The 14,229-nt window shown below is 50.7% G+C and carries 13 protein-coding genes; 8 read left to right on the forward strand and 5 right to left on the reverse strand.

Going from position 1 to position 14,229, the window contains the following annotated elements:
* The first annotated feature begins 66 nt into the window (after positions 1-66).
* Positions 67-1,224, forward strand: coding sequence for a DNA-binding transcriptional regulator CdaR (gene cdaR, locus A1WG_RS08455; protein ID WP_000929415.1), 1,158 nt, complete (start codon positions 67-69; stop codon positions 1,222-1,224).
* A gap of 63 nt (positions 1,225-1,287) precedes the next feature.
* On the opposite strand, the gene A1WG_RS08450 is transcribed toward cdaR, so the two are convergent.
* The 5 genes from A1WG_RS08450 to map all read right to left on the reverse strand — a co-directional run bounded on the left by A1WG_RS08450 (position 1,288) and on the right by map (position 7,200).
* Positions 1,288-1,674, reverse strand: a complete 387-nt coding sequence (locus A1WG_RS08450; protein WP_000272188.1) for a DUF3461 family protein — start codon at positions 1,672-1,674, stop codon at positions 1,288-1,290.
* A gap of 158 nt (positions 1,675-1,832) precedes the next feature.
* A complete protein-coding gene (yaeI, locus tag A1WG_RS08445) occupies positions 1,833-2,645 on the reverse strand; it encodes a phosphodiesterase YaeI (protein WP_024191943.1) in 813 nt (270 codons plus the stop codon).
* Positions 2,646-2,698: 53 nt separating this feature from the next.
* Complete coding sequence (gene dapD / locus A1WG_RS08440; protein ID WP_001186657.1) at positions 2,699-3,523, reverse strand: 2,3,4,5-tetrahydropyridine-2,6-dicarboxylate N-succinyltransferase; 825 nt, start codon at positions 3,521-3,523, stop codon at positions 2,699-2,701.
* A 30-nt stretch (positions 3,524-3,553) separates the two neighbouring features.
* A complete protein-coding gene (gene glnD, locus A1WG_RS08435; protein ID WP_001517774.1) occupies positions 3,554-6,226 on the reverse strand; it encodes a bifunctional uridylyltransferase/uridylyl-removing protein GlnD in 2,673 nt (890 codons plus the stop codon).
* 179 nt (positions 6,227-6,405) lie between these two features.
* Positions 6,406-7,200: a type I methionyl aminopeptidase gene (gene map, locus A1WG_RS08430; RefSeq protein WP_001018205.1), complete on the reverse strand. Its 795-nt coding sequence runs from the start codon at positions 7,198-7,200 to the stop codon at positions 6,406-6,408.
* A gap of 367 nt (positions 7,201-7,567) precedes the next feature.
* On the opposite strand from map, the gene rpsB reads away from it, so the two are divergent.
* From rpsB to cdsA, 7 genes are all read left to right on the forward strand, one after another.
* Complete coding sequence (gene rpsB, locus A1WG_RS08425) at positions 7,568-8,293, forward strand: 30S ribosomal protein S2 (RefSeq protein WP_000246882.1); 726 nt, start codon at positions 7,568-7,570, stop codon at positions 8,291-8,293.
* 256 nt (positions 8,294-8,549) lie between these two features.
* Positions 8,550-9,401, forward strand: a complete 852-nt coding sequence (tsf, locus tag A1WG_RS08420) for a translation elongation factor Ts (protein ID WP_000818112.1) — start codon at positions 8,550-8,552, stop codon at positions 9,399-9,401.
* 146 nt (positions 9,402-9,547) lie between these two features.
* Positions 9,548-10,273 (forward strand): UMP kinase, encoded by a 726-nt coding sequence (gene pyrH, locus A1WG_RS08415; RefSeq protein ID WP_000224575.1) that lies wholly within the window; start codon positions 9,548-9,550, stop codon positions 10,271-10,273.
* A 291-nt stretch (positions 10,274-10,564) separates the two neighbouring features.
* Positions 10,565-11,122 carry a ribosome recycling factor gene (gene frr, locus A1WG_RS08410; RefSeq protein ID WP_000622419.1) on the forward strand — a complete coding sequence of 186 codons (558 nt, stop codon included), beginning with the start codon at positions 10,565-10,567 and terminating at the stop codon, positions 11,120-11,122.
* A 91-nt stretch (positions 11,123-11,213) separates the two neighbouring features.
* On the forward strand, positions 11,214-12,410 hold the full coding sequence (gene ispC / locus A1WG_RS08405; protein ID WP_001517775.1) for a 1-deoxy-D-xylulose-5-phosphate reductoisomerase: 1,197 nt from the start codon (positions 11,214-11,216) through the stop codon (positions 12,408-12,410).
* A gap of 188 nt (positions 12,411-12,598) precedes the next feature.
* On the forward strand, positions 12,599-13,357 hold the full coding sequence (gene ispU, locus A1WG_RS08400; protein WP_001517776.1) for a (2E,6E)-farnesyl-diphosphate-specific ditrans,polycis-undecaprenyl-diphosphate synthase: 759 nt from the start codon (positions 12,599-12,601) through the stop codon (positions 13,355-13,357).
* A gap of 12 nt (positions 13,358-13,369) precedes the next feature.
* Positions 13,370-14,227: a phosphatidate cytidylyltransferase gene (gene cdsA / locus A1WG_RS08395; protein WP_000922453.1), complete on the forward strand. Its 858-nt coding sequence runs from the start codon at positions 13,370-13,372 to the stop codon at positions 14,225-14,227.
* The last annotated feature ends 2 nt before the right edge of the window (positions 14,228-14,229 follow it).

Here is a 14,229-nt window from a genome sequence, read left to right on the forward strand (position 1 = left end):
TGTGCATTTGCACAATGCTGTGCGTTGCGTACTTCCTTATGCTAAACCGTGCTCAACGGAGGGCTTATGGCTGGCTGGCATCTTGATACCAAAATGGCGCAGGATATCGTGGCGCGCACTATGCGCATTATCGATACCAATATCAACGTAATGGATGCTCGCGGGCGAATTATCGGCAGCGGCGATCGTGAGCGTATTGGTGAATTGCACGAAGGTGCATTGCTGGTACTTTCGCAGGGGCGAGTAGTCGATATTGATGATGCCGTGGCGCGCCATCTGCATGGTGTGCGACAGGGGATCAATCTACCGTTACGGCTTGAGGGCGAAATTGTCGGCGTGATCGGACTGACCGGTGAACCGGAGCATTTGCGTAAATATGGCGAGCTGGTCTGTATGACGGCAGAAATGATGCTGGAACAGTCACGGTTGATGCACCTGCTGGCGCAGGATAGCCGACTGCGTGAAGAGCTGGTGATGCATCTGATTCAGGCTGAGGAGAGTACGCCAGCATTAACCGAATGGGCGCAGAGGTTGGGCATCGATCTCAATCAACCCCGCGTAGTAGCCATTGTCGAGGTCGACAGCGGTCAGCTTGGCGTCGATAGCGCGATGGCGGAATTACAGCAACTGCAAAACGCGCTGACTATGCCGGAACGTAATAATCTGGTTGCGATTGTTTCGCTGACTGAAATGGTGGTGCTAAAACCGGCGTTGAATCAGTTTGGGCGCTGGGATGCGGAAGATCATCGTAAGCGAGTTGAACAACTCATTACCCGCATGAAAGAGTATGGTCAGTTACGTTTCCGCGTTTCGCTGGGTAACTATTTTACCGGTCATGGCAGTATTGCCCGTTCTTATCGCACGGCGAAAACGACGATGGTCGTCGGTAAGCAGCGAATGCCAGAAAATCGCTGCTATTTTTATCAGGATCTGATGTTGCCTGTTTTACTTGATAGTTTGCGCGGTGACTGGCAAGCCAACGAACTGGCTCGTCCTCTGGCACGGCTCAAAGCGATGGATAATAACGGTTTGCTACGGCGTACGCTGGCGGCGTGGTTTCGCCATAATGTGCAGCCGCTGGCAACGTCAAAGGCGTTGTTTATCCATCGTAATACGCTGGAGTATCGTCTCAACCGTATCTCTGAATTGACCGGGCTGGATTTGGGTAATTTTGATGACAGGCTGTTGCTGTATGTGGCGTTGCAACTGGATGAAGAGCGGTAGGTTCATAACAAAATTAAAGCCGGGTGATACTTTACCCGGCTCGCAGAATGACATCAGTTACTATTATTTGCGTGTCAGCTTTTCCAGATCCGCCTCAATTTCGCTGATCTTATTGGTCACCACTGACTCCAGGTGACGCAAGTCATCGAGAATTTTACGTTTAAGATCCACTTCGCTACGATCGCGTTGGCAGATTTGATCAAGCTCATCAATGATATAACGCAGATTCGGGCTGATCTCCTGAACTTCTTTATAGCCCTGACCCACACCATCTGCAACCACCGTTTTGCGCTGACGTGGATATTTAAACTTCACGCTCTTGGCAAAAAACTCACCTTTATCTTTCTGGAAATAGATTTTCAGAATATCGTTGTTGGCTTCCTGCCGGAGGCTGTAACGATCAATTTCTTCAGGATTGGTAATACCCAGACTTTTCAGATTGTCGTACATAGCGTTACCTCAAAATGAGTCAGTAAATTGTGCTTATCTTAGCATTTGGCCTGGCCCGCCCGGCTCGACTGTGATCGCAGAAAGCCTTTTTCCAGACTTCTATCATGGCGTAAAAATTAAAAAATTACCTGCTTTATTCTGGCGATAGATTTTACGTTCTACACCAGTTCCAGTATCGTCACTTCCGGACGGCAGTTAAGCCGCAGCCCATACAAACTTCCCACGCCGCGGGTCGTATAGATTTTTCGTTCACCAAACGCATTTAACCCGGTGACGTAGCGTTTATCTTCGACTGGTGCAAAAGATTCGCCAACCAATGGCACGCGTAGCTGCCCGCCATGAGTATGACCGCACAGCATCAGATCCCAGGGGGCATCACGCATGATTTCTTTGCTGTCGGGATTATGTGCCAGCACCAGCCGTGGCAGATTAGCGTCGTTTACGCCGGGAGGGTTACATTGCCCAGCCCATAAATCCCCAGTGCCAACCAGTTCAAATTGTCGATTCTGTGTGGAGAGAACCGTTGCCTCGTTAAACAACACCTTGATACCCGCTGATTTCAGCGCTTCGCTAATTAAGCGATTCTTTTGCGTACCGACGGGGCGATCGTGGTTGCCGTAACAGGCAAATGTCGGCGCACATTCGGCAAGGGGAGATAGTACGCCACCAAACGCCGAAAAATTCAGCGGCATATCAAATAGTACGTAGTCGCCGCCCAGCAATATCAAATCGGGATTTTGCGCCACTCCAAGGGCAATGGCTTCTGATATCAGGGTGAGTGGAACAAAGCGGGAGTAATGGAGATCGGCAAGAAAAAGAATTTTGAACGGTGCGGCTTTATCTTTAAAAAAGGCGATGTGCTGATGGGTTAATTCAAGCCAGCCGGGTTCCAGGTAATGTATATAGCCGAAACCTGAGCCTGCGGCTAACGTTGCGGTGGCAGCCTGTAAAAAACGTCGGCGTGAAATCATCATCTTTCCCTGCAAAGAAAACGGGCAGCATCATGCTGCCCGTGTACATACTCTTAATCGATGGTACGCAGCAGTTCGTTGATGCCGACTTTACCGCGGGTTTTCGCGTCAACTTTCTTAACAATAACAGCACAGTAAAGGCTGTATTTACCATCTTTCGACGGCAGGTTGCCAGAAACAACTACAGAACCTGCCGGAACGCGACCATAGTGGATTTCACCCGTTTCACGGTCGTAAATACGGGTGCTCTGACCGATGTATACGCCCATGGAAATAACGGAACCTTCTTCGACAATTACGCCTTCAACGACTTCAGAACGCGCGCCGATGAAGCAGTTATCTTCAATGATGGTCGGGTTAGCCTGCAGCGGCTCCAGCACACCACCGATGCCTACACCGCCAGACAGGTGCACGTTTTTACCAATCTGCGCACAGGAACCGACTGTGGCCCAGGTATCAACCATCGTACCTTCATCAACGTATGCACCGATGTTGACATAAGACGGCATCAGCACAGTGTTACGGGCGATAAACGCACCCTGACGCACTGCCGCGGGTGGCACCACGCGGAAGCCTTCTTTCTGGAAACGTGCTTCGTCGTAGTTGGCGAATTTCATCGGCACTTTATCGAAGTAGCGGCTTTCTGCTCCTTCTACCACCTGATTATCATTAATACGGAAAGAGAGCAGCACCGCTTTTTTTAACCACTGATGCGTCACCCACTGACCGTCAATTTTTTCCGCAACACGCAGTGCGCCGGAATCCAGCAGGGCGATCACCTGATTTACCGCTTCGCGGGTAACGGTGTCTGCATTGGCTGGCGTGATCTCGGCACGGCGTTCAAAAGCGGTCTCAATAATGTTCTGTAACTGCTGCATTGTTAAACTCTTTTCATATCAGTAAACACATCACCCTTTATCGTTTGGATTGAGGGCCTCTGTCAACCGCTGATGTACTTCCTGCTGCAACTCGTTATTAAGTGCACGTCGGTCAGCGGTGGCGATTATGAATAAATCTTCTACTCGCTCACCAATGGTTGTAATTCTGGCACCATGAAGCGAAATTCCCAGATCGGCAAAAATTTTCCCTACCCGTGCCAGCAGTCCAGGCTGGTCGAGAGCAATCAGCTCGAGGAATGATTTTCGGTCGGTATGGGTTGGCAAAAACGTCACTTCGGTTTCAACGGTAAAATGACGCAGTTTGGCGGGTTGACGACGCGGCTGAGGTGGCTGCCAGCTACTTTGTGTCAGTACCTGCTCCAGACCAAAACGAATAACTTCATGGCGATCAGTGGACAGAGGGCTGCCATCTGGCTCCAGCACGATGAAGGTATCCATCGCCATACCGTCGCGGGTGGTGAAAATTTGCGCGTCATGAACGCTTAAATTGCGACGGTCTAACTCGGCACAAACGGCGGCAAACAGGTATGGGCGGTCCGGGCTCCAGATAAAAATCTCGGTGCCACCGCGCGTGGCTTGCGGGCTAAGTAATACCAGCGGCTTACTTAAATCGTGCTGTAATAAATGGCGCGCGTGCCAGGCCAGTTGATTTGGGCTATGGCGGACAAAATAGTTAGCGCGACAGCGCGACCAAATTTGGTGCAGCGCCTCTTCGTCGATGTTATCCATGCGCAACAGAGCCAGCGCCTGAAGCTGGTGATGGCGAACCCGTTCGCGCATATCCGGCGTATTTTGCATTCCGCGTCGTAGCTGCTTTTCGGTAGCAAAATAGAGCTCACGCAACAGACTTTGCTTCCAGCTATTCCACAGCGTTTCGTTAGTGGCACAAATATCAGCCACCGTCAGGCATACCAGATAGCGCAGACGATTTTCCGTTTGTACTTCTTCGGCAAACTGTTTGATGACTTCCGGGTCCTGAATATCACGGCGCTGAGCGGTTACCGACATTAGCAAGTGCTGGCGAACCAGCCAGGCCACCAGTTGCGTTTCGCGCGAGTTCAGCCCGTGGAGTTCAGCAAAATTCACCACGTCTTGTGCGCCGAGTATGGAGTGATCGCCGCCGCGTCCTTTGGCGATATCATGAAACAATGCGGCGATGAAAATCAGCTCCGGCGATGGCAGGCGTGGCCAGACATCCACACACAACGGGTGGCGAGGGCGCGTCTCTTCACTGGCAAAACTTTCCAGTTTCAGCATCACGCGAATGGTGTGTTCATCCACTGTGTAAGCGTGGAACAAGTCAAACTGCATCTGCCCGACGATATGCGACCACTGCGGCATATAGGCACCGAGCACGCTATGACGATGCATTGGCAAAAGTCCGCGACGCACTGCGCCAGGGTGTCGAAGAATGCTTAAAAACAGTTTTCGCGCTTCCGGAATATTACACAGCGGTTGTTGCAGATGGCGCCGGGCATGGCGCAACTGACGCAGCGTGGTGGAGTAAATACCAGTGATCGCGCTATTGCGCACCATGGTATAAAACATGCGCAAGATGGCTTCCGGCTGGCGCATAAACAGCGTTTCATCGCGTAGGTCGATCAGCGTACCACGTAGCTGAAATTCATCGTCAATCGGACGTGGTTTTTCATCTGCGGGGAGGGCGAGGATGGCTTCATCGAACAGTTGCAGCAGCATCTGGTTGAGTTCGCTGACGCGACGCGTGACGCGGAAATAATCCTTCATCATTCGTTCGACCGGTTCGTTACCTTCGCCACTGTAATTCAGACGCTGGGCGACGCTTAACTGGCGATCAAACAGCAGTCGGTTATCGTAACGGCTAACGACCAGATGCAGGGCAAAGCGAATGCGCCACAATATATGCAGACACTCGTTTAATTCCGCCCGCTCCGCAGACGTTAAGAAGCCAAACCCCACCATTTCATCCAGCGATGTAGCACCGAAATGTCGGCGGGCGACCCATTGCAGGGTGTGGATATCACGCAAGCCGCCGGGGCTGCTTTTGATATCTGGTTCGAGGTTGTAACTGGTGCCGTGATAACGCTGGTGGCGCTGGTTTTGCTCCTCAACTTTCGCCGCGTAGAACTTGTCAGAAGGCCAGAATCCTTCGCTGAAAATATGCTTTTGCAGTTCGAGAAATAGCGCCACATCGCCAATCAACAGACGTGATTCAATTAAATTGGTGGCGACGGTTAAATCCGATAACCCTTCCAACATACACTCTTCAAGGGTGCGCACGCTATGACCGACTTCCAGCTTCACATCCCAGAGCAGCGTTAACAGTTCGCCCACTTTTTGCGCCTGATCGTCCGGGAGTTTTTTACGACTTAAGATCAGTAAATCGATATCTGAAAGCGGATGTAACTCGCCGCGACCATAGCCACCGACGGCAACCAGCGCCAGATCGGCAATCTGGCTGAAACCCGCTTCTATCCATAAACGTTGCAGGAGCTGGTCGATAAACTCAGTGCGCGCCTCAATCAATTGTTCCGCAGAAATCCCGCTGTCAAAGGCATCGCCCAGCCAACGCTGGAAAGTGTCGATATGGGCTTTTATTCCACAGACGGTTAATTCATCACGGGGCCAGACGCCAGGGTTTTGCGGTTGACCGGGAAGGGTGGGGAGAGCGGTGTTTGCGTACTGTTCTGGAAGGGTATTCATTGTGCGCCACCCATAAGATTAAATTATCGCATTAAAAAAGCCGGCATTCGCCGGCTTCAGATTGTTGACAAAGTACGCTTTGTTCATGCCGGATGCGGCGTGAACGCCTTATCCGGCCTACAACTTCTTGCAAATGGAGAAGGTAGGACGCATCAGGCAATTTTGCGTTTGTCTTCCTCTTATTCGTCGTGCGAGATTATCGCCGGGATGGTGTCATCCTTGCGTAGCGTCAGAATTTCACAGCCGTTATCGGTCACTACAATAGTATGCTCGTATTGTGCAGACAAGCTGCGATCTTTGGTTTTTACCGTCCAGCCATCTTTCATGGTGCGGATCTCTTTTTTACCCGCGTTGACCATTGGCTCGATGGTGAAGGTCATCCCCGGTTTCAGCACGACGTTGGTTTCTGGGGAGTCATAGTGCAGCACTTGCGGCTCTTCATGGAAGCCGCGACCAATGCCGTGCCCGCAATATTCACGAACGACGGAGAAGCCTTCTGCTTCGACAAATTTCTGAATTGCCGCGCCGATTTCACGCAGATTAATGCCCGGTTTTACCATACGCAGCGCCAGATACAGGCTCTCTTGCGTAATGCGACACAGGCGTTCGCCCATGATGGTTGGTTTACCGACGATAAACATTTTTGAGGTGTCGCCGTGGAAACCATCTTTGATTACGGTGACGTCAATGTTAACGATGTCGCCGTCTTTCAGCAGTTTGGCGTCGTCCGGGATACCGTGGCACACCACTTCATTAATAGAAATGCAAACGGATTTCGGATAACCGTGATAGCCGAGGCAGGCAGAAACTGCGTGTTGCTGATTAACAATATAATCATTACAGATGCGATCCAGTTCGCCGGTGCTGACGCCCGGTTTAACATACGGTTCGATCATTTCCAGCACTTCGGCAGCCAGGCGGCCAGCGACGCGCATTTTTTCGATATCTTCAGGGGTCTTGATTGAGATAGCCATTAATTCTGTCCATCAGCGTCGGTGATACCGACAATATATATTTAAGTGCTGTCAATGGTATCACACCCTGCCAAATTGAGAATCATTCTGAACTTCGCGAAACGTGCCACCGAGGGTTTCCTGTAATAGAAAATTCATCGTGTGATGTTGTACACCGCACCAACAATTATTGGAGTCCACGGCGTATTTGTGGTATAAAGCGCGCCGGACTTCCGATCCATTTCGTATACACAGACTGGACGGAAGCGACAATCTCACTTTGTGTAACAACACACACGTATCGGCACATATTCCGGGGTGCCCTTTGGGGTCGGTAATATGGGATACGTGGAGGCATAACCCCAACTTTTATATAGAGGTTTTAATCATGGCAACTGTTTCCATGCGCGACATGCTCAAGGCTGGTGTTCACTTCGGTCACCAGACCCGTTACTGGAACCCGAAAATGAAGCCGTTCATTTTCGGTGCGCGTAACAAAGTTCACATCATCAACCTTGAGAAAACTGTACCGATGTTCAACGAAGCTCTGGCTGAACTGAACAAGATTGCTTCTCGCAAAGGTAAAATCCTTTTCGTTGGTACTAAACGCGCTGCAAGCGAAGCGGTGAAAGACGCTGCTCTGAGCTGCGACCAGTTCTTCGTGAACCATCGCTGGCTGGGCGGTATGCTGACTAACTGGAAAACCGTTCGTCAGTCCATCAAACGTCTGAAAGATCTGGAAACTCAGTCTCAGGACGGTACTTTCGACAAGCTGACCAAGAAAGAAGCGCTGATGCGCACTCGTGAGCTGGAGAAACTGGAAAACAGCCTGGGCGGTATCAAAGACATGGGCGGTCTGCCGGACGCTCTGTTTGTAATCGATGCTGACCACGAACACATTGCTATCAAAGAAGCAAACAACCTGGGTATTCCGGTATTTGCTATCGTTGATACCAACTCTGATCCGGACGGTGTTGACTTCGTTATCCCGGGTAACGACGACGCAATCCGTGCTGTAACCCTGTACCTGGGCGCTGTTGCTGCAACCGTTCGTGAAGGCCGTTCTCAGGATCTGGCTTCCCAGGCGGAAGAAAGCTTCGTAGAAGCTGAGTAATAAGGCTTGATAACTCCCCCGAAATAGTTCGAGTTGCAGGAAGGCGGCAAGCTCGAGAATCCCAGAGAGCTTACTTAAGTAAGTGACCTGAGTGAGCGAGCGAAGACAACGCGCCTGCAGCTTGAAATATGAAGGGGAGAGCCCTTATAGACCAGGTAGTACACGTTTGGTTAGGGGGCCTGCATATGGCCCCCTTTTTCACTTTTATATCTGTGCGGTTTAATTCCGGGCAGATCACATCTCCGAGGATTTTAGAATGGCTGAAATTACCGCATCCCTGGTAAAAGAGCTGCGTGAGCGTACTGGCGCAGGCATGATGGATTGCAAAAAAGCACTGACTGAAGCTAACGGCGACATCGAGCTGGCAATCGAAAACATGCGTAAGTCTGGTGCGATCAAAGCAGCGAAAAAAGCAGGCAACGTTGCTGCTGACGGCGTGATCAAAACCAAAATCGACGGCAACTACGGCATCATTCTGGAAGTTAACTGCCAGACTGACTTCGTGGCAAAAGATGCTGGTTTCCAGGCGTTCGCAGACAAAGTGCTGGACGCAGCGGTTGCTGGCAAAATCACTGACGTTGAAGTTCTGAAAGCACAGTTCGAAGAAGAACGTGTTGCGCTGGTAGCGAAAATCGGTGAAAACATCAACATTCGCCGTGTTGCTGCGCTGGAAGGCGACGTTCTGGGTTCTTATCAGCACGGCGCGCGTATCGGCGTTCTGGTTGCTGCTAAAGGCGCTGACGAAGAGCTGGTTAAACACATCGCTATGCATGTTGCTGCAAGCAAACCAGAATTCATCAAACCGGAAGACGTATCCGCTGAAGTGGTAGAGAAAGAATACCAGGTACAGTTGGACATCGCGATGCAGTCTGGTAAGCCGAAAGAAATCGCAGAGAAAATGGTTGAAGGCCGCATGAAGAAATTCACCGGCGAAGTTTCTCTGACCGGTCAGCCGTTCGTTATGGAACCGGCAAAAACTGTTGGTCAACTGCTGAAAGAGCATAACGCTGAAGTGACTGGCTTCATCCGCTTCGAAGTGGGTGAAGGCATCGAGAAAGTTGAGACTGACTTTGCAGCAGAAGTTGCTGCGATGTCCAAGCAGTCTTAATTATCGAAAAGGAGCCGCCTGAGGGCGGCTTCTTTTTGCGCCCATCTTGTAAATTCAGCTAACCCTTATGGGGCTGCGCTGAAAAGCGACGTACAATGTCGCCAGTATTAATTCATTTCAATCGTTGACAGTCTCAGGAAAGAAACATGGCTACCAATGCAAAACCCGTCTATAAACGCATTCTGCTTAAGTTAAGTGGCGAAGCTCTGCAGGGCACTGAAGGCTTCGGTATTGATGCAAGCATACTGGATCGCATGGCTCAGGAAATCAAAGAACTGGTTGAACTGGGTATTCAGGTTGGTGTGGTGATTGGTGGGGGTAACCTGTTCCGTGGTGCTGGTCTGGCGAAAGCGGGTATGAACCGCGTTGTGGGCGACCACATGGGCATGCTGGCGACCGTGATGAACGGCCTGGCAATGCGTGATGCACTGCACCGCGCCTATGTGAACGCTCGTCTGATGTCCGCTATTCCATTGAATGGCGTGTGTGACAGCTACAGTTGGGCCGAAGCTATCAGCCTGTTGCGTAATAACCGTGTGGTGATCCTCTCTGCCGGTACTGGTAACCCATTCTTCACCACTGACTCTGCAGCTTGCCTGCGTGGTATCGAAATTGAAGCCGATGTGGTGCTGAAAGCAACCAAAGTTGACGGTGTGTTTACCGCTGACCCGGCGCAAGATCCAACTGCAACTATGTACGAGCAGTTGACCTACAGTGAAGTGCTGGAGAAAGAACTGAAAGTGATGGACCTGGCTGCCTTTACGCTGGCTCGTGACCACAAATTACCGATTCGTGTTTTCAACATGAACAAACCGGGTGCGCTGCGCCGTGTGGTAATGGGTGAAAAAGAAGGGACTTTGATTACGGAATAATTCCCGTAATGGATAAATAAGGGTAAGATTCCGCATAAGTATCGCGGGGGCGTAAGTCTGATTATAAGGCGTTATTGTTTCAGGCAGTTTGGTCACGGCCAGCGCGCAACAACCGGAGCGTACAAAAGTACGTGAGGATTGCGAGCACTGCCCAGGGTCAAAATGGCAAATAAAATAGTCTAATAATCCAGACGATTACCCGTAATATGTTTAATCAGGGCTATACTTAGCACACTTCCACTGTGTGTGACTGTCTGGTCTGACTGAGACAAGTTTTCAAGGATTCGTAACGTGATTAGCGATATCAGAAAAGATGCTGAAGTACGCATGGACAAATGCGTAGAAGCGTTCAAAACCCAAATCAGCAAAATACGCACGGGTCGTGCTTCTCCCAGCCTGCTGGATGGCATTGTCGTGGAATATTACGGCACGCCGACGCCGCTGCGTCAACTGGCAAGCGTAACGGTAGAAGATTCCCGTACACTGAAAATCAACGTGTTTGACCGTTCAATGTCTCCGGCCGTTGAAAAAGCGATTATGGCGTCCGACCTCGGCCTGAACCCGAATTCTGCGGGTAGCGACATTCGTGTTCCACTGCCTCCGCTGACGGAAGAACGTCGTAAAGATCTGACCAAAATCGTTCGTGGTGAAGCAGAACAAGCACGTGTTGCGGTGCGTAACGTGCGCCGTGACGCGAACGACAAAGTGAAAGCACTGTTGAAAGAAAAAGAGATCAGCGAAGATGATGATCGCCGTTCTCAAGACGATGTACAGAAACTGACTGACGCTGCAATCAAGAAAATTGAAGCGGCGCTGGCAGACAAAGAAGCAGAACTGATGCAGTTCTGATTTCTTGAACGACAAAAACGCCGCTCAGTAGATCCTTGCGGATCGGCTGGCGGCGTTTTGCTTTTTATTCTGTCTCAACTCTGGATGTTTCATGAAGCAACTCACCATTCTGGGCTCGACCGGCTCGATTGGTTGCAGCACGCTGGACGTGGTGCGCCATAATCCCGAACACTTCCGCGTAGTTGCGCTGGTGGCAGGAAAAAATGTCACTCGTATGGTAGAACAGTGCCTGGAATTCTCTCCCCGCTATGCTGTTATGGACGATGAAGCGAGTGCGAAACTTCTTAAAACGACACTACAACTACAAGGTAGCCGCACCGAAGTCTTAAGTGGCCAGCAGGCTGCTTGCGATATGGCGGCGCTTGACGATGTTGATCAGGTGATGGCTGCGATTGTCGGTGCCGCAGGCCTGCTACCTACGCTTGCCGCGATCCGCGCGGGTAAAACCATACTGCTGGCAAACAAAGAATCACTGGTCACCTGTGGACGTCTGTTCATGGACGCCGTAAAGCAGAGCAAAGCGCAGTTATTACCCGTCGATAGCGAACACAACGCCATTTTTCAGAGTTTACCGCAACCTATTCAGCACAATCTGGGATACGCTGACCTTGAGCAAAATGGCGTGGTGTCCATTTTACTTACCGGGTCTGGTGGCCCTTTCCGTGAGACGCCATTGCGTGATTTGGCAACAATGACGCCAGATCAAGCTTGTCGTCATCCGAACTGGTCGATGGGACGTAAAATTTCCGTCGATTCGGCCACCATGATGAACAAAGGTCTGGAATACATTGAAGCGCGCTGGTTGTTTAACGCTAGCGCCAGCCAGATGGAAGTGCTGATTCATCCGCAGTCAGTGATTCACTCAATGGTGCGTTATCAGGACGGCAGTGTTCTGGCGCAGTTGGGTGAACCCGACATGCGAACGCCAATTGCCCACACCATGGCATGGCCGAATCGCGTGAACTCTGGCGTGAAGCCGCTCGATTTTTGCAAACTGAGTGCGTTGACATTTTCCGCACCGGATTATGAACGTTATCCATGTCTGAAACTGGCGATGGATGCGTTTGAACAAGGCCAGGCTGCGACGACGGCATTGAACGCCGCAAACGAAATTAGTGTTGCAGCCTTCCTTGCGCAACGGATTCGTTTTACGGATATCGCCGCGTTGAATTTATCCGTGCTGGAAAAAATGGATATGCGCGAACCACAATGCGTGGACGATGTGTTGTCTGTTGATGTCAATGCGCGCGAGGTCGCCAGAAAAGAGGTGATGCGTCTCGCAAGCTGAGGATAATCCGGCTACAGAGAGTCGTGCTATTTGTTAGCGTAGGGCTTCAGTGATATAGTCTGCGCCATCTGATCGTAAGTAGTTGGCTTTCTAAGGTCAGGTATGCCGTGGTTTGACACGGCTTTTTTTTGTATAGGCTTCAGTATTCCTGAGTACCGTAAACCCTTTCAGGGAATAAGAAACGCGTGATGTTGTCTGCTACTCAACCACTTAGCGAAAAATTGCCAGTTCATGGCTGTCGCCATGTCGCGATCATTATGGATGGCAACGGGCGCTGGGCAAAAAAGCAAGGGAAAATTCGTGCCTTCGGGCATAAAGCCGGGGCTAAATCGGTCCGTCGGGCGGTCTCTTTTGCGGCCAACAACGGTATTGAGGCGTTAACGCTGTATGCCTTTAGTAGTGAAAACTGGAACCGACCAGCGCAGGAAGTCAGTGCGTTAATGGAACTGTTTGTGTGGGCGCTTGATAGTGAAGTAAAAAGCCTGCATCGGCATAACGTGCGTCTGCGTATTATTGGCGATACCAGTCGCTTTAACTCGCGTTTGCAAGAACGTATTCGTAAATCTGAAGCGTTAACTGCCGGGAATACCGGTCTGACGTTGAATATTGCGGCGAACTACGGTGGACGTTGGGATATAGTCCAGGGCGTCAGGCAACTGGCTGAAAAGGTGCAGCAAGGAAATCTGCAACCGGATCAGATAGATGAAGAGATGCTAAACCAGCATGTCTGTATGCATGAACTGGCCCCTGTAGATTTAGTAATTAGGACTGGGGGAGAGCATCGCATTAGTAACTTTTTGCTTTGGCAAATTGCCTATGCCGAACTTTACTTTACAGATGTTCTCTGGCCCGATTTCGATGAACAAGACTTTGAAGGGGCGTTAAATGCCTTTGCTAATCGAGAGCGTCGTTTCGGCGGCACCGAGCCTGGTGATGAAACAGCCTGATGGGGGTCGCTTTTGCTGAAGTATCGCCTGATATCTGCTTTTGTTTTAATACCCGTAGTCATCGCGGCACTGTTTCTGTTGCCGCCGGTGGGGTTCGCTATTGTTACGCTGGTGGTCTGTATGCTGGCAGCGTGGGAATGGGGACAGCTTAGCGGTTTTACCACTCGCTCGCAGCGGGTATGGCTGGCGGTGCTGTGCGGGTTATTGCTGGCGCTGATGCTTTTTCTGTTGCCAGAATATCACCGAAATATCCATCAACCGCTGGTTGAAGTCTCGCTTTGGGCTTCGCTTGGCTGGTGGGTTGCTGCGTTGTTATTGGTGTTATTCTACCCCGGTTCTGCGGCAATCTGGCGAAACTCCAAAACATTGCGCATTATCTTTGGTGTATTAACCATTGTTCCCTTCTTTTGGGGCATGCTGGCGTTACGGACATGGCACTATGACGAGAATCATTACAGTGGCGCGATATGGCTGCTCTATGTCATGATCCTGGTCTGGGGAGCCGACTCTGGCGCATATATGTTTGGCAAATTGTTTGGCAAACATAAGTTGGCACCGAAGGTTTCTCCAGGCAAGACCTGGCAGGGCTTTATTGGCGGACTCGCGACCGCAGCGGTAATCTCATGGGGTTACGGCATGTGGGCGAATTTGAACGTTGCACCTATCACCTTACTCATTTGCTCTATTGTCGCGGCGTTAGCCTCAGTGTTAGGCGACTTGACCGAGAGCATGTTTAAGCGTGAAGCAGGAATTAAGGACAGCGGTCATTTAATTCCAGGACACGGCGGTATTTTGGATCGTATTGATAGCCTGACGGCTGCGGTGCCGGTCTTTGCTTGTCTGTTGTTGCTGGTATTCAGGACGCTTTGACG

The organism is Escherichia sp. KTE96 (assembly GCF_000408525.1).
Lineage (GTDB): Bacteria > Pseudomonadota > Gammaproteobacteria > Enterobacterales > Enterobacteriaceae > Escherichia > Escherichia marmotae.